This window comes from Pseudomonas sp. R76 (genome assembly GCF_009834565.1).
Lineage (GTDB): Bacteria > Pseudomonadota > Gammaproteobacteria > Pseudomonadales > Pseudomonadaceae > Aquipseudomonas.
This window is the reverse complement of sequence record NZ_CP019428.1, coordinates 2,860,516-2,885,246: the sequence shown is the minus strand read 5'-3', so window position 1 is coordinate 2,885,246 and position 24,731 is coordinate 2,860,516. Positions and strand designations below refer to the sequence as shown.

The window sequence follows — 24,731 nt, the reverse complement described above, 5'->3', positions numbered from 1 at the left end:
AACACGCTCTAGTGTGGGAGCTGGCTTGCCTGCGATTGCAGACTGTCAGTCACAAAGTGCTTGGCTGATACACCGCTATCGCAGGCAAGCCAGCTCCCACATTTGGATCTCCATGCATCAGGAACGGATTACTCGGCTTTTGATTTGCTGTTGATCTTGATCTTGATCTTGATCGGGCTTTTGATCTCAAGCGCCCCGTTAAACCACGCTGGCCGAACGCAGGCTTTGGAGCGTGGGCAACCCGGCAGGACGCCGGGTTAGCCGCGCTGGGCCAAGGATGGCCCATCGCGGCGGCCCACGCTCCAAAGCCTGCGTTCGGGCACACCGAGCCTAGGCGAGGTGCCGAGTGGTGGGGCGAGGACTTTTTGGTTACTTTTTGGTCCCTCAAAAAGTGACCCGCTGTAAGAGCGGAACCATAAGCCGCCGTTACCGCAGCAACGGATATGTACCCCAGACAGCTGCCACAGCTGAGTCCATCAAAGGCCATCAAGACACCACCTCCCCAATCACCACACCCTCAAGCCACCACCGCGACAACGCCACCACATTCGGCGCCTTGAGCAACGTAAAGTGATTCCCCGGCCCATACCAAACCTCCAACCCACTGCCCTGCCGCCGCCAGCCTTCAATCATCAACCCCTGCTCGCGCTGATTCCCGGCGGCATCCAGGGAAGGATCCTCAGCCAACACCAACCGCACCACCCCGTGGTAACGCTGCTGCGGCCGATACACGGTGCGCAACGCCGCCGCATACGTGCGCGCCGGGCCGTCCATCGCGTCAACCGAGGCACGCCCCGGCAACAACCCCACCGCCACCATCCCCGCATGCAAGCCCGTGCGCTGCGCCACCTCATCACGCTCGGCAAAATCCACCAGGTCGATGCCCAGCGACTGCCCAGCTGCCAACTGCATCGCCTCGATCAGGCGCAGCAACGCCGCCGTCGTCGTGTAAGGCCGCCCCGCACCGCCTGGCGCTTCACTGTCAATCACCGTCAACGACGCCACCTCACGGCCTTGCGCCTGCAACCGCAGCGCCAGCTCCAGCGCGACCCAGCCGCCAAACGAATGCCCCACCAGATGCACCGGCCCCTGGGGGCACTCCTGCGTCAGCGCCGCCAGATAACACTGCGCCGCCGCCTCCACCTGGCTATGGGGCACCGCCTCGCCATCCAGCCCGCGCGGCTGCAAGCCAAACAACGGCCAGTCACGCCCGAGCGCCTCGCTCAAGCCCACATAACCGGTAACGCTGTCCCCGGCCCCTGGCACACAGAACACCGGCGCATAGCCTGCTCGCCCACTCTGAATGCGCAACAGCGGTTGATGCGCCGCCTCGGCGACCGACACACCCACCGCCAGCGCCTCAGACATCGCACGCCCCAACGCCTGGATACGCGGCGCCTGCATCATGCTCTGGTGATCGCCTGGCACTTCCACCTGGCGCAATTGCCCCGGCGCCAGCGCGTCCTCCCAACCCAGCGAAACACGGCGGCGCGACAACTCGGTGGGCCGCTCCTGCGCGCTGAACAGATGCACCGCCACCGGCAGTGGGAACAGGCTGTAATGCGCCAGCGCATGCCCGTGCCCCACTTCACGCTGGATAAAACTCAAGAGGTCCGCGTCCGTCGCCGCTGCCATTTGCGCGTACAGCAGACCTTCATCGCGACAGCGTTGCAGCAAACCTGCAAAGTCCAGCTGTCCAATGCCCGCCTCCAGTTGTTCAAGGCTCGCCAGCTCATCCACACCTCCCTGTGCTTTCCAATACGCCGTGCACTGCAGCAGCAGATGCCGCTTGAGCGCATCCGGCCCGCTCCAGCGCGCCTTGCCCTGGTCGGTCATGCGCGGCACGTAGCTGTCGATCAAACCGAGAAACGCCACCGGCTCATCCAGCCCCAGCAATTGCATCGCCACTTCATACGCCAACACCCCGCCAAACGACCAACCCGCCAGCCGGTACGGCCCATGGGGTTGCAGGCCGCGAATCAACCCGACCAGGCGCGCTGCCAGGCCTTCCATGGTGTTCAGGTGCGACTCGCCAAGCGCCGCGCCCGGCAGGCCATAGATCGGGTAGTCACCGGGCAGGTGCTGGCCCAGCGCCGGAAAGTACACATCCATGCCGCTGAACTCGTGGACCAGAAACAGCGGCGCCTGCGAACCGCTGCTGCGCACGGTAATCACCGAACTGTCGCGCACCGGCTCATCCGTGCGCTGGTGCAGCATCGCGGCCACAGAGGCCACGCTGGCATGCTGGAACAGCTCCGCCAGCGACACCTGCAACCCCGCCTCTTCCAGCAGGTTGACCAGTCGAATCGCCAGCAACGAATGCCCACCCAGCTCGAAGAAGCTGTCATGCCGCCCGACCTGCGCAAGCTTCAACACCTCGGCCCACAGTTGCGCCAGGGTCTGTTCCAACGCATCGGCCGGCGCTTCGAAATCTCGCCGGTGCAACGCCTCCAGGGCCGGAACCGGCAAGGCTTTGCGGTCGATCTTGCCGTTGGCCGTCAGCGGCAACTGCTCAAGCGCTACATAGGCCGACGGCAGCATGTAATCCGGCAATTGGCTGTGCAGATGGGCACGCACGCTGTCGACCTCTGCGGGTTCGCCCGCCCAGGTGAAATACGCCACCAGGCGCTTGTCGCCCGGCACGTCTTCACGCGCCAGCACCACCACGTCCTGTATGCCGGCACAGGTCGCCAGGCGCGCCTCCACCTCGCCCAGCTCAATGCGGAAACCACGGATCTTGACCTGATCGTCATTGCGCCCGATGCACTCCAGCAAGCCCTGCGCCGTCCAGCGGCCGAGGTCGCCGGTGCGGTACATCAAGGCGCCTGGGTTGAGCGGGTCTTGCACAAATTTCTCGGCCGTCAGCTCGGGCCGGTTCAAATAACCCTTGGCCACGCCGTCGCCGCCGATGCAGATTTCACCGGTCACACCCACCGGCACCGGCTGCAGCTGCGCATCCAGCACATGGATTTGCGTGTTGGAGATCGGCCGCCCCACCGGCACGCTGTCGGCGCCTGCGGCAAGCGTGCGCACTTCATAAGTGGTGGCGTAGGTGGTGGTTTCCGTCGGCCCGTAGCAATGCACCAGACGCAACGCCGGTGCCTGGGCCAGCAGCGTGCGAAACGCCGCCGGGTCGGCACGCTCGCCGCCGCACAACAGGATGCGCAAGCCCGCCAGCGCCTCGGGAATCATCTGCACGTATTGGTTGAACAGCGCCGTGGTCACGAACAGCACCGTCGCGCCTTGCAGCGCAGTGCCAAAGGCGCGCGGGTCGAGCAAAGTCGCATGATCGATCACCTGCACCTGGCCGCCGTTGAGCAATGGGCCCCACACATCCATGGTGCTGGCGTCGAACGCCGGGTTGGAGGCGAAGGCCACGCGGTCGGCCGCATTGAAGTCGGCATAACCGTTGTTGAGCACCAGCCGCGTGATACCGCGATGCGGCACCAACACGCCCTTGGGCGTGCCGGTGGAGCCGGACGTGTACATGATGTACGCCACGCTGTCCGAGGACTGCGACAAATCCGGGTTGTGGCTCGGTTGCGGGTCGAGGGTCAGGGTGTCGAGGGTAAGGGTGTCGAGGTCCAGGCGCTGTGCCGAGTACTCGACGACTGCCTCACTGCGGGTCAACAACAGGGCCGCGCCGCTGTCCTGCAGCATAAAACCCTGACGCTCGGCGGGCGCGTTGATATCCAGCGGCACATACGCCGCCGCGCACTTGAGCACGGCCAGCTGGCTGACCAGTAGATCCATAGAGCGCGGCAGCAGGATCGCCAGCGTGTCGGCGGGCCGCACGCCCAGGCTCAACAGGTGATGGGCCAGACGGTTGGCGCGGGTGTTCAATTCACCGTAGCTCCACGCCTGCTCGCCGTGCAGCACCGCCACGGCGTCAGGGCGCGCCAGCGCCTGGGCTTCAAACAGCCGCTGCACCGTGTGTTCACGGGGGAACGCACGGGCAGTCGCGTTGAACGCCGACAGCTGCTTACGCTCGGCAGCAGGCAGAATCGGCAAGCAACTGATCGCGCTTTCAGTGTTGTGCTCCAGCGCCTCAACCAATTGCTCCACGGCGACTTGCAAGTAGCCACACACACGCCGGGCGCCCTGCCCCGTGGCTTCCAGGCTGAAGCCCTCACCGAGGTCATCGACACTCACCGACAACCCGTAATTGGTGTGTTCATCGGTTTTCAGCAGTTGAATGCCCTGCCATGCCTCGGCCACGCCGCCCTGTTGCGGCGCGCTGTGACGGTAGTTGAACAGCACGTTAAACAACGGCGTGGCCACCGGCACCGCGCTGCAGCGCTGAGCCAGGGCCAGCGGTGCATGCTCATGGCTGAGCAGCTGGGTCAGGCGCGCATGGGTGGCGCGCACTGCGCTACGCACCGAGTGCTCACCCAGGTCGACGCGCAACGGCAAGGTGTTGATGAATACGCCCATGGCCCGCTCGGCGCCTTCGCCACCTTGCAGGCGGCCGAGCATCACGGTGCCGAACACCACCTGCTCGCGGCCGCTGACTTTGCTCAACACCTGCGCCCAGGCCAAGTGCATCAGGCTGGCGGCACTCACACCCGCATGGCGCGCCTGGGTGCGCAGGCGCTGGCTCAACTGCGGGTCAATCGGCAGATGCGCCTGTTCATCGACGCCCAGGTTGTCGACAGTGGTCGGCTCGTCAATCTCACCCAGCATTTCGAGGAAGAACGCTTCGTGGTCGTCTGCACCCAAGCGGGTCTGGGCGACGTAATTGCGATACGGCACCGCCGCACCCAACTCACCCTCACGACCGAGCAGGAACGCCTGCATTTCATGCTGCAGGATATCCAGCGCGATGTGGTCCATCACAAGGTGATGGAACAGCAACGTCGCCACCACACGCTGCGGCTCTTGCACATAAACCAGGCGCATCAGCGGCGCTTGGGCCAGGTCGAGACGCTCCGGCAACGGGCCGGTTTCGACGCTCAGCCTGGCATCACGCCAAACCACCTGCACCGGCTCTTGCAGGCCATCCCAATGGAACGATGAGCGCAGCACGTCATGGCGCTGGATCACCGCCTGCAATGCACGGGCGAACGCCTCCAGGCGCAACAGGCTGTCGAAGGCAAACTGCGCCTGCAACACGTACGCATCGCCGGTCGCTACGGCCCGATGGTGATAGAGAATGCCGGCCTGCAACGGCGCCAGCGGGTAGATGTCCTGCACATTCGCCGCGCCGCCAGGGATGCAGGCGACGAGTCGGTCGATGGCCGTCTGGTCCAGTTGAATCAATGGCAGCATGGCCGGCGTGATCTGCGTGCAGTCGGCGGCAATGCCATTGGCCGGCACCGCCACTTCGCGACCGCCGCCCAGTGCCGCCGCCAGGGCCGAGAGTGTCGGCTGGCCAAACAGCACCTTCACATCCGCCGACAACCCGAGCCGACGCATACGCCCCATCAAGCTGACAGCCAGCAGCGAGTGCCCGCCCAGCTCGAAGAAGTTGTCGTGACGGCCTACGCGTTCCACATTGAGCAACTCGGCCCAGAGGCTGGCCAAGGCAATTTCCGTGTCGCCCTGGGGCGCTTCGTATTCGCGTACCACCACCGAATCCAGCCCCGGTTCGGGCAAGGCCTTACGGTCGAGTTTGCCGTTGGGGCTCAGCGGCAACGCGTCGAGATGCACGAAGATCGCCGGCACCATAAATTCCGGCAAGTGCTGCAGCAGATGGCTGCGCAGCGCGTCGATGTCGCTGTGTACGCCGGTGTAATACGCCACCAGCCGTTGCTCGCGGGCGACCACGGCGGCTTCATTGACCGACGGGAACTCGGTCAGCCGCGCCTGGATTTCCCCCAGCTCAATGCGCAAGCCACGGATCTTCACCTGGTCATCATTGCGCCCCAGGTACTCGAGAGTGCCATCCGGCAAATAGCGCCCGACGTCACCGGTGCGGTACATGCGCCCCTGGGTAAACGGGTCATCGAGGAAACGTTCGGCAGTCAGCTCCGGCCGGTTCAGATACCCGCGCGCCACTTGCACGCCACCAATAAACAGCTCACCGACCACGCCCAGCGGAACCGGCTGCAACTGGCTGTCGAGCACGTACATGCGCGTATTGGCGATGGGCTTGCCGATTGGCGTGTTGTCCGGCACGTCAATGCCTGCGCAATTCCACGCAGTAACGTCGACGGCGGCCTCGGTCGGACCATACAGGTTATGCAATGCACTGCCCGGCAACTGCTGCTTGAAGCGCCGCACCAGGCTGCCTGGCAAAGCTTCGCCGCTGCACATCACGCGCACCAGCCCGGCTGCCTGGCTCACATCGCCATGGGCGAGGAATACATCAAGCATCGACGGTACAAAGTGCAGCGTGGTGATCTGTTCGGCCTCGATCACATCGCACAGGTACTCCGGTTCTTTATGCCCGCCAGGGCGCGCCATCACCAGGCGTGCGCCGGTGAACAGCGGCCAGAAGAATTCCCACACCGACACGTCGAAGCTGAACGGGGTTTTCTGCAGCACTGAGTCGTGCGCCGTGAGGCCGTATTCGTCCTGCATCCACAGCAGGCGGTTGACCACGCCACGGTGTTCGTTGATCACACCCTTGGGCTGCCCGGTTGAGCCCGAGGTGTAGATGACATACGCCGCCACGCCCGCTACGTCGGGGTTGTCGACGGGTTGCTGCTGCCAGCAAGGTCTGTCCAGATCGACCACCGGCACCGCGCCAAGCAACTCGCGCGTAACACCCTGGGCCAGCACCACAACCGGCGCACTGTCCTCCAGCATGTAGGCCAGGCGGTCCAGCGGGTACGCCGGGTCCAGCGGCACATAGGCGGCGCCGGCCTTGAGAATCGCGTACAGCCCGACCACCATCCCAAGGCCACGCTCCACGCAGATCGCCACCCGTGAATCCGCCTGCACGCCCAGCGCCAGCAGGTGATGGGCCAACTGGTTGGCCTGTGCGTTGAGTTCGGCATAGGTCAGTTGCTGCGTGCCCGCCTTGACGGCAATCGCGTCCGGCGTGCGCTGCACCTGCGCTTCGAACAGGCCGTGCAAGGTCTGGTCGAGGTTGTAGTTCACTTCGGTGGCGTTGAAATCCACCAGCAGGTGCTGGCGCTCACGCTCATCCAGCAGCGGCGCATGCGCAAGCACCGCCTGGTCGTTATCGACCATCGCCTGCAACACGCGGGTGAAATAGCCGACGTAGCGCTGCACGGTCGACTCATCAAACAAGGCCAACGCATATTCGAGCGCGCCGAGAATACTGCCCTGCACTTCGCCGAGGTTCAGCGACAAATCGAATTTGGCAAAGTGGCTGTTCTCGACAATGCCTTCCAAGGCCAGGTCGCCCAACGCCAGGGTCGGCGCGCTGCTGTCCTGCCAGCTCAGCAGGGTCTGGAACAACGGGCTATGGGCCAGGCTGCGCACCGGCCGGGTGATTTCCACCACTTGTTCGAACGGCAGGTCCTGATGGGCCTGGGCTTGCAGCGTCAGCGCCTTGACCCGCGCCAACAGCGCCTCGGTGCTCAACGCGCCCGAGGTGTCGATGCGCACCGCCAGGGTGTTGACGAACAAGCCGATCAACCCTTCGACTTCGCTGCGCGTGCGGTTGGCCACCGGCGAGCCGATCACCAGGTCCGGCTGCCCGGACAGCCGCGCCAGCAATGCGGCCCAGGCCGTCATCAAGGTCATGTACAGCGTGGTGCCATGGCGTTGGCTCAAGGCCTTGAGCCCAGCGGTCAGGCGTTCATCCAGGCGCACTTCGACGCTGCTGCCGGCGTAGTCCTGTTGCGCCGGCCGTGGTCGGTCGGTGGACAAGGCGAGCAACGCCGGCGCCCCCGCCAGGGCGGTTTGCCAATAGCTGCTCTGGCGCTGCAGCACTTCACCGCTGAGCCACAAACGCTGCCACACGGCAAAGTCGCCGTACTGGATTGCCAGCGCCGGCAACGGGTCAGGCAGGCCATGGCTGAAGGCTTGGTACAACGCCATCAGCTCGCGGGTCAGCACGCCCATCGACCAGCCATCGGAGACGATATGGTGCAAGGTCAGCAACAGCACATGGTGATCGTCGGCCATCACCACCAGACGCCCACGCAGCAACGGGCCGCGCTCCAGGTCGAACGGTGCCGAGGCTTCGCCGTGGATCAAGGCGTCCAGCGCCTGCTGCGGTTGCGGGTGGCGGCGCAGGTCCTGCACTTGCAGCGGCAGCACGTCTTCGGCGGGCACGATCAGCACCTTGGCGTCGTCGCCGTGCTGGGCGAAGCGACTGCGCAGGGTTTCGTGACGCGCGACGATACGCGCCAGCGCGCGTTGCAGCGCCTCGACGTGCAGCTGCCCACGCAGGCGCAGGCCGATAGGAATGTTGTAGGCGGTATTGGCGCCTTCCATCAGCGCCAGGAACCACAGGCGCTGCTGGGCGAACGACAACGGCACATCGTCCTCACGGTTGGCCGGCAGAATATCCGGCAAGGTGCTGCGCCCGGATTGGGCCAGCACTTCAGCCACGGCCGCCAGCTCGGCATTCGCAAACAGGTCGCCGAGGATCAACTCGACACCCAGGCGCTGGCGTACTTGGGAAACCATGCGCATCGCCAGCAGCGAGTGGCCGCCCAGTTCGAAGAAATGGTCGCGACGCCCGACGCGCGCGACGTGCAGTACATCGGCCCAGATCTGCGCCAATACGCTTTCGATCTCGCCCTGGGGCGCTTCGTACTCGCGGGTAAAGACGGCGGCCATGTCCGGCGCCGGCAAGGCCTTGCGGTCGAGCTTGCCATTGGCGGTGAGCGGCAACGCATCGAGCTTCACGTAGGCAACCGGGACCATATAGTCCGGCAGGTGCGCCACCAGGTGGGCGCGGATATCACCGACCGCCAGCGGGTCGAGCTGCGGGTTTTCAGTGAAGTACGCCACCAGCCGCTCTTCACGCACCAACACCACGGCTTCCTGAATGCCGGGCAACTGGTTGAGCTGGGTTTCGATTTCGCCCAATTCGATGCGCACGCCACGGATCTTCACCTGGTCGTCATTACGCCCCAAATACTCAATATTGCCGTCCGGCAGCCAACGCGCGAGGTCGCCGGTGCGGTACATGCGGCCCGCATTGAACGGGTCTTGCAGGAAGCGTTCGGCGGTCAGCTCCGGGCGGTTCAAATAACCACGGGCCACGCCCTTGCCGCCCACATACAGCTCACCGGCCACACCCAACGGCACCGGGCGTTGCTGCTCGTCCAGCAGGTACACCGTGGCATTCGCGATGGGTTTGCCGATGTGCAACGGCTGGCCTGCCTCGACCTTGCCGGAGGTGGCGACCACGGTGGCCTCCGTCGGGCCGTAGTTGTTAATCAGCTCGAAACGCTGGGCGCGCGCGAACTGGCGCAGGCGATCACCGCCGATCAGCAAGGTGCGCAACGTCGGGTGTTCGATCTGTTGGCTGAAAGCGTACTCGGCCACCGGCGTGGGCAAAAAGCACACGTCCAACGGTTGCGCGCACCACCAGGCGAGCAAGGCGTCGATGTCTTCGGCACCGTCGTTGGCCGGTGGCAGGTGCAAGGTCGCGCCCACACACAACGCCGGCCACACTTCCCAGGCCATCGCATCAAAGCCGAACCCGGCGACGCTGGCCGTGTGGCGCCCGGCGCACAGGTCAAAGGCGCGGCAATGCCAGTCGACCAGGTTGGCCACGGTGTGGTGTTCGACCATCACGCCTTTGGGCAGGCCGGTGGAGCCGGAAGTGTAGATCACATAGGCGAGGTTCGAAGGCGTGACATTGACCCTGGGGTTGCTCGCCGAGTGGTGCTGCCAGGTGAAGCGGTCCAGGTCTATCACCGGCACGTCCAGCGCGGGCAGGCGCTCCAGCAGCGACTGCTGGGTGAGTACCGCCACCGGCGCGCTGTCGGTCAGCAGGTAATTCAGGCGCTCGGCCGGGTGCGACGGGTCGACCGGCACGTAGCAGGCGCCGGCCTTGAGAATCGCCAGCAGCCCGGCCAGGGTGTCCAGGCCACGACGGGCGACGATGGCGACGCGGTCGTCGGGCTTGACCCCCAGCGCCAGCAGGTGATGGGCCAGCAGGTTGGCCTGCTGGTTCAGCTCGGCGTAGGTCAGCTGCCGGCCTTGGTAAACGGCGGCGATGGCGCTGGGCGTGCGGGCCGCCTGGGCCTCGATACGCGCGTGCAGCGTGGTGCCTTGGGGGAACTCGGCGTGGGTCGCGTTGAACTGCTCCAGCAGCTGTTGTTGCTCGGCGGCAGGCAGCACCGACACCTGCTTGAGCGCGGTGTTAGGCGCCTGTTCCAGGGCCGTCACCAGGTTTTCCAGGGCGGTTTGCAAATACGCGCAGACGCGCTGCGGGTCCACCTGGGGGGTGGCCAGCAGGCGCAGGATAAAGCCGTCGCCCACGTCATCCACGCTGAGGGTCAGCGGGTAGTTGGTGCGCTCATCGGAGCGCAGCGTCTCAATACCGCGCCAGGCCGCCACCGCTTCGCTGCCGGTGCCGGTGCCGCTGTGGCGATAGTTGAGCAAGGCGCTGAACAGCGGCGTCGGCGCCACCACCCCACTGCAACGTTGCGCCAAAGCCAGGGGCGCATGTTCATGGCGCAACAGGCTGGTCAGGCGCACATGGGTCGCCTTGATGCCGGCGCGCAGGTCTTCGCTGCCCACGTCCACCCGAAACGGCAAGGTGTTGATGAAGATGCCCAAGGCCCGTTCGGTGTCGTGCCCACCCTGCATGCGCCCCATCAGCACGGTGCCGAACACCACCTGGGATTTGCCCGCCAGCACGCTGAGCACCTGGGCCCAGCCGAAGTGGAACAGGCTGGCGACGCTCACACCCAACAGGCGAGCCTGCACGCGCAGGCGCTGGTTGAGGCTGGCCGCCAGCGGCCAGTCGAGTTCGGTGATATCGCGCCCGTCGCCCTGCACATCCTGCAAGCCAAACGGCAGGGTCGGCTCGACCACATCGCCGAGCATCTGCTGGAAAAACGCCTCGTGCTGCTGCTCGCTGACACCCAGCCGCGCCTGGGCCACGTAATTGCGAAACGGCACCGCGTCCCCCAATTGCGCCGCGTGGCCCTGCAAGAATGCCTGCATTTCATGCCGCACCACTTCCAGGGCACTGTGGTCCAGGGCCATGTGATGAAACAGCAGCATGGCGACGATGCGCTGGCGCGCCGGGTCTTGCGCCCACGCCAGGCGCAGCAGCGGTGCCTGGGTAACGTCGAGGCGGAAATGCCGGGCATCGAAACGTTCGTGGAGCTGCGCGGCGATGTCGCCGTCGGCCGGGTCCAGCTCAACCTTCAGCACCGGCAAGCGCGCCGTGCGCCACACCACTTGCGAGGGTTGCTGCAAACCGTCCCAGACCACGCCGGTGCGCAGGATATCGTGGCGCTCGATCACCCTTTGCAGCGCCTGGGCAAACGTCTCGAAACGCTCGACACTGTCGAAGGCGAACTGCGACTGCATCACGTAAGGGTCACCGTGCTCGGCGCTGACATGGTGAAAGAGAATGCCTTCCTGCAACGGCGCCAGCGGGTAAATATCCTGGATGTTCGCCACACCGCCGTCGACGGTGGCAACGATGCGGTCGATCTCGTCCTGGCTCAGCGTCGACAGCGTCAGCATGCCCGGCGTAATGCTTACGGCGCCCACCGGTATGCCATTGGCCGGTACCTCGACGTTGCCCGCCTTGGTCGCCGAATACTCGCCGGCCTTGATCAACTCGATCAGCGCCGGCTTATGCTCACGCAACGCGGCGAGGATCGCCGGGTCGCTCAAGGCTTGTTTGTTCCCTTGCACCGACAACTGCTCGCCCTTGAGCGCCAGTTGGATGTCCCCTGTTTTCAGCGTCGCCAACAGCTCAAAAATGCTCACAGGACGATCTCCATTCGTTCAGTTATGGCGGCGTAGCCGGCCAGGGTCGGCTGCTCGAACAGCGCCCGCACATCGCATTCCATGCCTTCCTGGCGCAGGCGCCCGATCAAGCTCACGGCCAGCAGCGAGTGCCCGCCCAGTTCAAAGAAATTGTCGTCACGCCCGACCCGCTCCACCTTGAGCAATTCGGCCCAGAGCCTGGCCAGGAGGATTTCGGTGTCGCCTTGCGGCGCCACGTACTCACGCACGATCAGCGCTTCCATGCCCGGCGCAGGCAAGGCCTTGCGGTCAAGCTTGCCATTGGGGCTCAGGGGCAGTGCGTCGAGGTGCACGAACAGCGCAGGCACCATGAAGTCCGGCAGGTGCTGCAGCAGATGGGCGCGCAGCTGTTCGATGTCGGTGTGTAGGCCGGTGTAATAGGCGATCAGCCGGTCGTCGCGGGCGACCACGGCGGCCTCGTTGACCTGTGGATGCTCCAGCAGCCGCGCCTGAATTTCACCCAGCTCGATGCGCAAGCCACGGATCTTCACCTGGTCATCGTTACGGCCCAGGTATTCGATATTGCCGTCGGGCAAATAGCGGCCGATGTCACCGGTGCGGTACATCTGCCCCTGGCTGAACGGGTCATTGAGGAAGCGTTCGGCAGTCAACTCAGGGCGGTTCAGGTAACCCCGCGCCACTTGCACGCCACCGATAAACAACTCACCCACCACGCCCAAAGGCACCGGCTGCAATTGTGTATCCAGCAGGTACATGCGCGTGTTGGCAATCGGCTTGCCAATCGGGGTGTTGTCCGGCACGTCAGGGCGTGCGCAGTTCCACGCGGTCACATCCACCGCTGCTTCGGTTGGGCCATACAAGTTGTACAGGCCGATCCCTGGCAATTGCTGTTTGAAGCGCCGCACCAGGCTACCCGGCAGGGCTTCGCCGCTGCACATTACGCGCACCAGCGCGGCCGCCTGGCTCACATCGCCATGGGCCAGGAATACCTCCAGCATCGACGGTACAAAGTGCAGCGTGGTGATGTGCTCGGCTTCGATCACTGCGCACAGGTACGCCGGGTCTTTGTGCCCACCCGGACGCGCCATCACCAAGCGCGCGCCGGTGAACAGCGGCCAGAAGAACTCCCACACCGACACGTCGAAACTGAACGGGGTTTTCTGCAACACCGCGTCATGGGCTTTGAGGCCGTAGGCGTCCTGCATCCACAGCAAGCGGTTGACCACCCCGGCGTGTTCGTTGATCACGCCTTTGGGCTGGCCGGTGGAGCCGGAGGTGTAGATCACGTAGGCCTGATGCTGAGCCGTGAGGCCCGGCACCTGCGGATTGCTTGCGGGCTGGTGCTGCCAGGTGCTGTGATCAAGGTCGATCACCGGCACATTACCCAGCAATGCGCGGGTGGCGGCTTGGGCCAGCACCAGCACGGGCGCACTGTCTTGCAGCATGTAGGCGATGCGATCTTGCGGATAGGCCGGGTCCAGCGGCACGTAACCGCCACCGGCCTTGAGGATGGCAAACAGGCCGACGACCATGTCCACGCCACGCTCGACACAGATGCCCACGCGCGAATCCGGCAGCACACCGCACTCACGCAGGTGGTGGGCCAGGCGGTTGGCGCTGGCATTAAGCTGGGCGTACGTCAGCTGTTGCTCGCCGGCCTTCACCGCCAGTGCATCCGGCGTGCGCAGTACCTGCGCCTCGAACAGGCCGTGCAGGGTCTGGTCAAGGTCGTAGTCGACTTGCGTGGCATTGAAGTCGACCAGCAGGTGTTGACGCTCCTGCGCCTCCAGCACCGGCAGGCGGTTGACCGGCAGCTGCGGCGCCTGCTCCAGCGCCTCGACCAGGCCTTGCAGCGTCACCTGCATAAAGCCGCAGATGCGCTGCGCACCGATCTGGACCGGCGTCATCGCGGTCAGGCGGAAGCCGTCGCCCTGATCGTCCACGTTCAGCGTCAGCGGGTAGTTGGTGCGCTCCTCGCTGGCCAGGGTCTGGATGCCCTGCCACGCTTCGGACACGGCAGCCTGTTGGCTGTCGCTGTGACGGTAGTTGAGCATGGCGCTGAACAACGGCTGCGGCGCGGCGACGCCACTGCACCGCTGGGCCAGGGCCAAGGAGGCGTGTTCATGGCCAAGCAATGCAGTCAGGCGCGCATGGGTGTGCTTGACCGCGGTGCGCACACTGCTCGCGTCGATATCCACCCGCAGCGGCAAGGTGTTGATGAACATGCCCAGCGCGCGGTCGCTGCCTTTGCCGCCTTGCATGCGGCCGAGCAACACGGTGCCGAACACCACGCTTTCCTGGCCGGCGGTGCTCGCCAGCACGCGCGCCCAAGCCAGGTGGAACAGGCTGGCGGCACTCACGCCGAGTACGCGCGCCTGAGCCCGCAGGCGCTGATTGAGCGCCGGCGGCAGGTGCTGTTGCACCTCTTCGATCGCCGTGCCGTCGCCGCGCACATCCTGCAGACCAAACGGCAGGGTCGGCTCGCTGATGTCACCGAGCATCTCGCGGAAGAACGCTTCATGAGCCTGTTCGCTGACACCCAAGCGCGCCTGGGCCACGTAGTTGCGGTAAGGCGTGACGTCACCGGCAAGCGGCGCCTGGCCGAGCAGGCTGGCCTGCATTTCGTGGCGCACACCGTCGAGTGCGGTGTGGTCCAGGGCAATGTGGTGGAACAACAAGATGGCGACCACCCGGTGTTGCGCCGGGTCCTGGGCATACACCAGGCGTACCAGCGGCGCCTCGGCCATCGACACGCGCAAGTGACGCGGGTCGAAGCGCTGGTGCAATTGCTCGATCACATCGCCTTCAAGCGAGACTTCCTGCACCGCCAACTGCGCCTGGCGCCACACCACTTGCAGCGGTTGCGCCAGGCCTTCCCAGACCACGCCGGTGCGCAGGATGTCATGCCGGTTGATCACCTGTTGCAGCGCCTGGGCAAAAGCGTTCAGGCGCTCGACGCTGTCGAAGGCCAGGTGCGATTGCAGCAGGTACGGGTCGCCGCTTTCGGCGGTGATGTAGTGGTAGAGAATGCCTTCCTGCAGCGGTGCCAGCGGGTAGATGTCCTGCACGTTGGCCGCGCCACCGGGCACGCCGGCAACCACTTGATCAATCGTCGACTGGTCGAGATCGACCAAAGGCAACATGTCCGGGGTGATGCGCTGGCAGTCAGCGGCGATACGGTTGGCCGGCACTTGCACTTCCAGGCCACTGCCCACGGTGGCGGCCAGGGCAGCCAGGGTTGGTTGACTGAACAGCACGCGCACGTCACAGCTGAGGCCGACCTGGCGCATGCGTTCGATCAGGCTCACGGCCAACAACGAATGGCCGCCCAGCTCGAAGAAGTGGTCATGGCGACCGACCTGCTCAACCTGCAGCACCTCGGCCCAGATCCGCGCCAAGGTGGTTTCCACCTCGCCTTGCGGCGGCGCATAGTCGCGGCTCAGCAACGCGGTTTGGTCGGGCTGCGGCAAGGCCTTGCGGTCGAGCTTGCCGTTGGCGGTCAGCGGCAGCGCATCGAGTTTGACGTAGGCCACCGGCACCAGTGCCTCGGGCAATTGTTCTTGCAGTTGTGCACGCAGGGTTTCAATCGCCAGCGGGTATGTTTCAGTGAACCAGGCCACCAGACGGCCCTCGCGCACCAACACCACGGCTTCAGCGACGCCGTCCAATGCTGCCAGGCGGCTTTCGATTTCGCCGAGTTCAACACGTACGCCGCGCACTTTCACCTGATCATCGTTACGACCGAGGTACTCGATATTGCCGTCGGGCAACCAGCGCACCAGGTCGCCGGTGCGGTACATGCGCCCGCTGTTGAACGGGTCTTGCAGGAAGCGTTCGGCGGTCAAATCGGCGCGGTTCAAATAGCCCCGCGCCACGCCGCTGCCGCCCACGTACAGCTCACCGGCGACACCCACCGGCACCGGGCGCAACTGCGCATCCAGCACGTACACACTGGCATTCGCGATAGGCCTGCCGATATGCAGCGCCTGCCCGGCGCGCACGCGGCCAGAGGTGGCAACTACCGTGGCCTCGGTCGGCCCGTAGTTGTTGATCACCGCAAAGCGCCGCTCGTGGGTGAACTGGCGCAGGCGATCGCCGCCGATCAGCAGGATGCGCAAGGTCGGATGCTGCAGGTTCTGACTGAACGCGTATTCGGCCACTGGGGTGGGCAGGAAGCTCACGTCCAGTGGCTGCGCCAGCCACCAGGCGAGCAGTTCGTCGATGTTTTCATTGCCGACCTGGGCAGGCGGCAGGTGCAGGATGGCGCCTGCGCAGAGTGCCGGCCAGACTTCCCAGGCCATGGCGTCGAAGCCAAACCCGGCGACGCTGCTGGTGTGGCTGCGCGCATCCAGGCCGAAGGCCTCGCAATGCCAGTGCACCAGGTTTTCCACGGTGCGGTGTTCCACCATCACGCCTTTGGGTTGGCCGGTGGAGCCGGAGGTGTAGATCACATAGGCCAGGTGCGCCGGGGTCAGGCTCGCCAGTTGCGGGTTGCCGACAGACGGGTGCAGCAAGCGTGCGTCGAACAGGTCAACGGTGGCCTGCGTACCCAATAGATCACGGGTGCTTGGCTCAGCCAGTACCGCGACCGGCGCGCTGTCCTGCAGCAGGTAGGCGATACGCTCGGCGGGGTAAGCCGGGTCAATGGGCACGTAGCCCGCGCCGGCCTTGAGAATCCCCAGCAGCCCGACCAGCATCTGCGGGCCACGGCGGCAGCAGATAGCCACGCGGTCGTCCGGCTGCACGCCGAGCGCCAGCAGGTGATGGGCCAACTGGTTGGCGCGCTGATTGAGTTGCTGATAGGTCAGGACTTCACCGTCCTGCTGCACGGCAATCGCATGGGGCTGGCGTTCGACCTGGGCTTCAAAGGCCCCGTGCACGGTGAACCCGGTGGGGAAATCCGCAGCGGTCGCATTGAATTCACGCAACAGGGTTTCGCGTTCTGCCGGGGGCAAAATCGGCAGGTGATTCAGCCCGGTGTTTGTCGAGTTTTCCAATGCCGCGACCAGTTGCTCCACGGCGCTGTGCATGTAGCCACACAGGCGCTGGGCGCCGATCTGCGGGAGCGCCAGCACGCTCAGGCCAAAGCCTGCGCCGCCAAAGTCGTCGACACTGAGGGTCAGCGGATAGTTGCTGCGTTCTTCGCCGCCCAGCAGTTGCACGCCCTCCCAAATGCCGTGGCCATCGCGGGCCATTTCGCCGGGGCTGCTGTGGCGGTAATTGAGCAACGCGCTGAACAACGGCACCGTCGTCGGCACCCCGCTGCAACGCTGGGCGAGTGCCAGGGACGCGTGCTCGTGACCGAGCAATGCGCTCAGGCGCGCATGGGTGGCCTTGACCGCGACGGCGGCGCCAGCAGCCACATCAACACGCAGCGGCAAGGTATTGATGAACATGCCCAACGCGCGGTCGGCGCCCTCACCGGCCTGCATGCGGCCCATGAGTACGGTGCCGAACACCACATCATCACGCCCGGCAACCAGCCCCAACACTTGCGCCCAGGCCAGGTGCATCAGGCTGGCTGCGCTGACGCCCAGCGCCCGCGCCTGTTCACGCACACGCACGGCCAGTGCCGCGTCCAGGTGCAGCTCGGCCTCTTCGATATCGCGGCCATCGCCCTGCACATCTTGCACGCCAAACGGCAAGGTCGGTTCATCGACCTCGGCGAGCATGTCGCGGAAGAACTGCTCATGCTCGGCCACGCTGACACCGAGGCGCGCCTGGGCGACATAGTTGCGGAACGGCGCCGCCTCGGGCAATGCATCCGCCTGGTTGAACAGAAACGCGCGCATCTCCTGGCCGACCACTTCCATGGCGGTGTGGTCCAGCGCCAGGTGGTGGAACAACAGGATCGCCGCAACCCGATTATTCGCCGGGTCCTGGGCGTAGACCATGCGCAGCAGCGGCGCCTGGGTGATGTCCAGGCGATAGTGACGGGCATCAAAACGCTCGTGCAGTTGCTCGATAATGCCGCCATCGGCCGGGTCCAGCGTCACCGCCTGTACGACCAGCTGCGCGTCGCGCCAGACCACTTGCACCGGGCTGTCGAGGCCTTCCCAGACCACGCCGGTGCGCAGGATGTCGTGACGCGCCACCACCTGCTGCAGTGCGCCCATAAAGGCGTGCAAGCGTTCCAGGCTGTCAAACGCCATGCGCGATTGCAGCAGGTACGGGTCGCCCTGTTCGGCGCTGATATGGTGATAAAGAATGCCTTCCTGCAACGGCGCCAGCGGGTAGATATCCTGCACATTGGCGGCGCCGCCGGGGACGTTGGCGACAATGCGGTCGATAGCCGTCTGGTCGAGCTGCACCAGGGTCAACATCGACGGCGTGATGTGCGTGCAACCCGCTGGAATGCCATTGGCCGGCACCACTATTTCACGGCCGCTGCCGACTGCCGCCGCCAGTGCTGCCAGGCTTGGCTGGTTGAACAACACGCGCACGTCACAGCTCAGGCCGACCTGGCGCATGCGTTCAATCAGGCTGACGGCCAGCAACGAATGCCCGCCCAACTCAAAGAAGTGATCATGACGCCCGACGCGTTCCAGCTTGAGCACGTCCTGCCAGATCTGCGCCAGCAGGGTTTCCACTTCGCCTTCCGGCGCCTCGTAGCCACGGCTGAGCAACGCGTTCTGGTCCGGCACCGGCAGGCCCTTGCGGTCGAGCTTGCCGTTGGCGGTCAGCGGCAGCAGCTCCAGCCACACATAGGCCGACGGCACCATGTAGTCCGGCAACTGGCCTTGCAGGTGGGCGCGCAGTGCTTGGATATTCAACGCAGCCTGGGCGGTGTAGTACGCCACCAGGCGCTTGTCGCCCGGCTCGTCTTCGCGGGCCAGCACCACGGCGTCTTTCACGCCAGGGAAGGCGGCCAGGCAGCTTTCGATTTCGCCAGGCTCGATGCGGAAACCGCGAATCTTTACTTGCAGGTCATTGCGTCCCTGGTACAGCAATGTGCCGTCGGCCTGCCAACTGGCCAGGTCGCCGGTGCGGTACAGCAGGCCTTCGCCGAAGGGGTTCGGGATAAACTTTTCAGCGGTCAATTGCGGCTGGTTCAAGTACCCCTTGGCCACACCCGCGCCGCCGATATACAGCTCGCCGACCACGCCCAGCGGCAGCGGTTGCTGACGCGCGTCGAGCACATAGGCCTGGGCATTCGCAATCGGCCGGCCAATCGGAATGCCGCCCTCTCCCAGTGCGGTGATTTCAAAGGTGGTGGAGAACGTGGTGGCTTCGGTCGGCCCGTAGCCATTGAGCAGATGCTGGGGTTTGCCGTGCTTGAGCACGCGGCCGATCACCTGCGGGTCGAGCACGTCGCCGCCGACGATCAGGTAGCGCAGTTGGCGGAACACCGGCAGCAACGCATCAGCGTATTGATGGAACAGACCCGCCGTCATCCACAACACGCTGACGGCTTGCTCTTGCAACAGCGCGGCAAACGCCGCCTGGGACAGCAACACCGCATGCTCGACCACCACCACACAACCGCCATTGAGCAACGGCGCCCACACGTCGAGGGTGCTGGCATCGAAGGCCGGGTTGGAGGCAAAGGCTACGCGGTCGCGGTCGTTGAAATCGGCGTAGCCGTTGTTCAGCACCAGCCGCGAGACGGCGCGGTGCGGCACTTGCACGCCTTTGGGGGCGCCGGTGGAGCCGGAGGTGTACATGATGTACGCCACGCTTTGCGAAGACTGGGCCAAGTCGGGGTTGCGGGGCGACTGCGCGTCCAGGTTCAGGTCGGCCAGGGTATTGAGGACACGATGCGCGCCGCTGTCTTGCACGATAAAGGCTTGGCGCTCGAGCGGGGCATTGACGTCCAGCGGTACATACACGGCTGCGCACTTGAGGATCGCCAGTTGGCACACGAGTAAATCCAGTGAACGTGGCAGTGCAATCGCCACGCTTTCGCCGGGCTGCACACCTTGATTGATCAGGTGATGGGCCAGGCGATTGGCGCGACGATTGAGGTCGCGATAACTCAAGGACAAGGCGCCATGCACCGCCGCCACAGCTTCGGGGCGCGCCAGGGCCTGGGCTTCGAACAACTGGTGCACGGTGAGCTGCGACGGGTATTCGCGGGCGGTGGCGTTGAAGTCCACCAGCAGTTGGTGGCGCTCGCCCGCCGGCAGAATCGACACCGCCTGCAAGGCCGTGGTCGGCGCTTGCTGCAACGCAGCCACCAGATGGCCCAGCGCGGTAAGCATGTAGGTGCCCACGCGCTGTACATCCACGCTGGCCACGCCTTGCACCGTCAGCGCAAAGCCGCTGCCCAGGTCGTCGACGTTGAGCACCAGCGGGTAGTTGCTGCGCTCTTCGGAACTCAGAATCTCGATACCGGACGCCGCGAACGGGCTGTCGCCCGGCGCCTCACCCGGCGCACTGTGACGGTAATTGAGCAAGGTGCTGAACAACGGCAGCGAACCCGGTACGCCACTGCAACGCTGGGCCAGTGACAGCGAGGCGTGTTCATGCCCAAGCAACTGCGCCAGGCGCGCGTGGGTGGCGCGCACGCCGGCTTGCACGCTGACGGCACCGAGGCTGACGCGCAACGGCAAGGTGTTGATGAACATCCCCAGCGCGCGGTCGGCGCCCTCGCCGCCCTGCATGCGGCCCAGCAACACGGTGCCGAACACCACGTCTTGCTGGCCGGAGACTTGCGCCAACACCTGCGCCCAGGCCAGGTGCACCAGGCTGGCGGTGCTCACGCCCAATTGCCGCGCTTGTTCGCGCAAGCCGTGGCTGAGTGCCGGTTCCAGTGGCAAATGCGCTTCGACGATGCCGCTGCCGTCGCCATTCACGTCCTGCAACCCGAACGCCAGCGTCGGCTCATCGATGTCGCCGAGCATGTCGCTGAAGAACGCTTCGTGTTGCGCCTGCGTGACACCCAGGCGCGCCTGGGCCACGTAGTTGCGGTACTGCACCGCGTCCGGCAACTGCGCGCCTGTGCCGGCCAGGCTGGCGCTCATTTCTTCGACCAGCACTTGCAAGGCGGTGTGATCGAGCAGGATATGGTGCAGGAGCAGAATGCCGACGTAGCCGCCCGGCTGCTCGGCGTAGCCAAAATGCATCAGCAAGGCGCGCGACAGGTCGAGGCGATAGTGACGCGGGTCGAAGCGTTGTTGCAGCTGCGCCAGCGCGTCAACGCCGTGCACGTCGATGCGCTCGACCGCCAACGGCGCCTGGCGCAACACCACTTGCACCGGCTCATCCAGGCCTTCCCAGAGAATACTGGTGCGCAGAATGTCATTGCGTTCTATCACGCTGTGCAGCGCGCGGATAAACGCGTCCACCGCCGTTTGGTCGGCGAAGCTGAACTGCACCTGCAGCACGTAGGGGTCGCCCTCGGTGGTTGCCAGGTGATGGTAAAGAATGCCCGCTTGCAACGGCGCCAGGCCGTAGATGTCCTGCACATTGGCAACGCCGCCGGGCACGCTGTTGACGATATGGTCGATCGCGGCCTGGTCCAGCGTCACCAGCGGCAGCATGTCCGGCGTGATCTGAGCGCTCGTCGCGCTGATCAGGTTGGCCGGCACCTGCACTTCCTGCTGCCCGCCTACCGCCGCCGCAAGCGCAGCCAGTGTAGGCTGGCCGAACAGCACGCGAACATCGGCGCTCAGGTCCACCTGGCGCATGCGCTCGATCAGTTTGACCGCCAGCAGCGAGTGGCCGCCGAGTTCGAAGAAGTTGTCGTCACGGCCGACTTTGTCGAGCTTCAACAGCTCCTGCCAGATAGCCGCGATGGCGGTTTCCACCGCGCCTTGCGGTGCCGCGTAGCCACGTCGGGCCAATGCGTCGGCATCCGGTGCGGGCAAGGCCTTGCGGTCGAGTTTGCCGTTGGTGGTGAGCGGGAATGTATCCAGGAGCACGAAGGCGCTGGGCACCATGTACTCGGCCAGGCTCAGCAGCAAGTGGTCGCGCAATTCGGCAGCCCCGAGTTCACGCTCGGCGATCACGTAGGCCACCAGGCGTTTGTCACCCGGTTGGTCTTCACGGGCGATCACCACAGCGTCGCGCACGCCATCGGCGGTGGCCAGGCGGGCTTCGATTTCGCCCAGTTCGATCCGGAAACCGCGGATCTTTACTTGGTCGTCATTTCGGCCCAGGTACTCGACGCTGCCGTCCGCCAGCAGGCGCCCGAGGTCACCGGTCTTGTACATGCGCAGGCCGGTGGCCGGGTCGGCCAGGAAGCGTTCGGCATTCAGTTCGTCGCGGTTGAGGTAACCACGCGCCACCCCGGCGCCGCCGACATATAGCTCGCCAACCACGCCCATCGGCAGCGGCTCGCGGCGCTCGTCGAGCACGTACAGTTGCAGGTCGGGAATACGCACGCCAATCGGGCGGACGCCCACCAGCTGCGCGTCCGCCGCCTCCAGTGCGCGGTAGGTGACGTGCACGGTGGTTTCGGTGATGCCGTACATGTTGACCAGCTGCGTACCGGCGTTGATGGCGCGGGCATACCACGGCTTGAGCATGCCGGGCTCAAGGGCTTCGCCGCCAAAAATCACCTGGCGCAACGAATGCGACTGGCTGCTTTGCGCCGCGATCAGTTGGCGGAATGCACTGGGCGTCTGGTTGAGGATGCTCACACCGGCTTCGCAGATCAGCGCGTAACACTCATCCGGCGAACGGCTGACCAGTTGCGGCACGATCAGCAATTGGCCGCCGTGCATCAGCGCGCCCCAGATTTCCCAGACCGAGAAGTCGAACGCAAAAGAATGGAACAGCGCCCACACGTCGTTGCTGTTGAAGCCGAACCAGTGCTGGGTGGCGGTGAACAGCCGCGCGACTTGGCGGTGTTCGATCATCACGCCTTTGGGCAGGCCGGTGGAACCCGAGGTGTAGATCACGTAAGCCAGGTTGGCCGGGCTGAGTTGAATGCGTGGGTTGACGATGGACTCGCCGCGCAGGCTGTTGAGGTCGATCTGGGCCAGATCGCCCACCAAGTGGCGGGTGTTGGCTTGCACCAGCACGGCCAAAGGTTCGCTGTCGGCCAGGGTGTAGGCGATGCGCTCCAGCGGGTACGCCGGGTCAATCGGCACGTAGCCCGCGCCAGCCTTGAGGATACCCAGCAGGCCGATGATCATCTCCGGGCCGCGCTCTACGCAGATGGCCACGCGATCATCCGCGCGCACGCCTTGGGCCAGCAGGCGGTGGGCGACCTGGTTGGCGCGTTCGTTGAGTTGGCGGTAGGTCAGGCGCTGATTGTTGAAGCGCAAGGCAATGGCTTCAGGCTGGGCGGTGGCGTGGGTTTCGACGTGCTGGTGGATCAGTGCGGTGTCGGCGTAGTGCGTGGAGCTTTGGTTGAGGCTGTGCAGCAGGTGGTGGCGCTCGGTGTCAGGCAGGATGGTCAGGCCGCTCAGCGGCTGATCCGGTCGCTGCTCCAGGGCATCGGCCAGGCTGTGCAGCGCGGTCTGCAGGTAGCCGGCGACACGTTGGGCGCCAATGCGCGCGTCGACCATGACGGTCAGCGCGAAGTCTTCGCCCAGGTCGTCGACGTTGACGGTCAGCGGGTAGTTGGTGCGCTCCTCGGCGCCCAGCACCTGAATGCCTTCAGCAACGTCGATGACCGCGGCCATATCGCTGGCGGCGCTGTGACGGTAGTTGAGCATCGCGCTGAACAGCGGCGTCGGCGCGGCCACACCACTGCAACGCTGGGCCAAGGCGAGGGACGCATGTTCGTGGTTGAGCAAGGTGGTAAGGCGTTCATGGGTGGCCTTGACCCCGGCGCGCACGCCCTGCGCGCCCACGTCCACGCGCAGCGGCAAGGTGTTGATGAACATGCCCAGAGCGCGTTCACCGCCCTCGCCTGCGCCCATGCGGCCGAGCATCACGGTGCCGAACACCACGGCGTCACGGCCGGACACCACCCCCAAAACGCGCGCCAGCGTCACGTGCATCATGCTCGCCACACTCACGCCGAGGGGGCGCGCCAGGCTGCGCAGACGACGGCTCAAGCTGCTGTCGACGGCGACGCGCGCCCCATCAATGCCCTGCCCATCGCCTTGCACATCCTGCAAACCGAACGGCAAGGTCGGCTCATCGATATCCGCCAGCATCTCGCGGAAGAATGCCTCGTGGGCCTGCTCACTGACGCCGTGGCGCACCTGGGCGATGTAGCTGCGGAACGCGACCGGCTCAGCGGCCTGGGCCTGCGCGCCGGCCAGGTACAGCTGGATTTCGTGGCGCACCACGTCGAGGGCGGTGTGGTCGAGGATGGTGTGGTGAAACAGCAGCATCGCCACCACGCGTCTGTTGACCGGGTCGTCGGCAAACACCAGGCGCAGCAGCGGCGCCTGGCCCAGGTCCATGCGGTAAGTGCGCGCGTCGTAGCGCGCCAGCAGTTGGGCGAGCACGTCACCGCCGTTGAAGTGCGCCTCGTCGCAGGCCAGCGTCGCCTTGCGCCACACCACTTGCAGCGGCTCGTCGAGGCGTTCCCAGGCCATGGACGTGCGCAGGATATCGTGGCGATCAATCACCCATTGCAGCGCTTGCGCGAAGGCCTCGAAGCGGGTGCGGCTGTCGAACACAAACTGCGCGTGCAGCACGTAAGGGTCGCCCTGCTCCGCCGAAAGATGGTGGTAGAGCATGCCTTCCTGCAGCGGCGCCAGCGGGTAGATGTCCTGCACATTTGCCGCGCCGCCGGGGATGGCGGCGACGATGCGGTCGATGGCCGGCTGGTCGAGGTTGACCAGCGCCAGCATGTCCGGGGTGATGCGATACGCCGGGCTCAGCCAGTCACCGCCCTGGGCGGCCACCCATTCAAGCAAGCGCGGCTTGTGCGCGATCAGTTGATCCCACAGCGCGTCATCCAGCGCTTCATCGTCGCCGAGGATGATCAGGTCGCCTTCTTCCAGTTGCAGACGGATCGCGTGAGTGGAAATCGCTGCCAATAATTCGCTGAACTGCAT

At 65.2% G+C, this 24,731-nt stretch carries 2 protein-coding genes; both read right to left on the bottom strand.

The window, feature by feature from the left end; all coding sequences use genetic code 11:
* Positions 1 to 486: 486 nt before the first annotated feature.
* Positions 487 to 11,826 carry a non-ribosomal peptide synthetase gene (locus PspR76_RS13210; protein WP_159955852.1) on the bottom strand — a complete coding sequence of 3,780 codons (11,340 nt, stop codon included), beginning with the start codon at positions 11,824 to 11,826 and terminating at the stop codon, positions 487 to 489.
* Positions 11,823 to 24,731: a non-ribosomal peptide synthetase gene (locus PspR76_RS13205; RefSeq protein WP_159955850.1), complete on the bottom strand. Its 12,909-nt coding sequence runs from the start codon at positions 24,729 to 24,731 to the stop codon at positions 11,823 to 11,825. Before PspR76_RS13205 ends, PspR76_RS13210 begins: the two co-directional genes overlap by 4 nt.

Excerpts from the sequence above, each read along its gene's own strand:
- PspR76_RS13205 (WP_159955850.1), bottom strand. The coding sequence starts at position 24,731 with ATGCAGTTCAGCGAATTATTGGCAGCGATTTCCACTCACGCGATCCGT.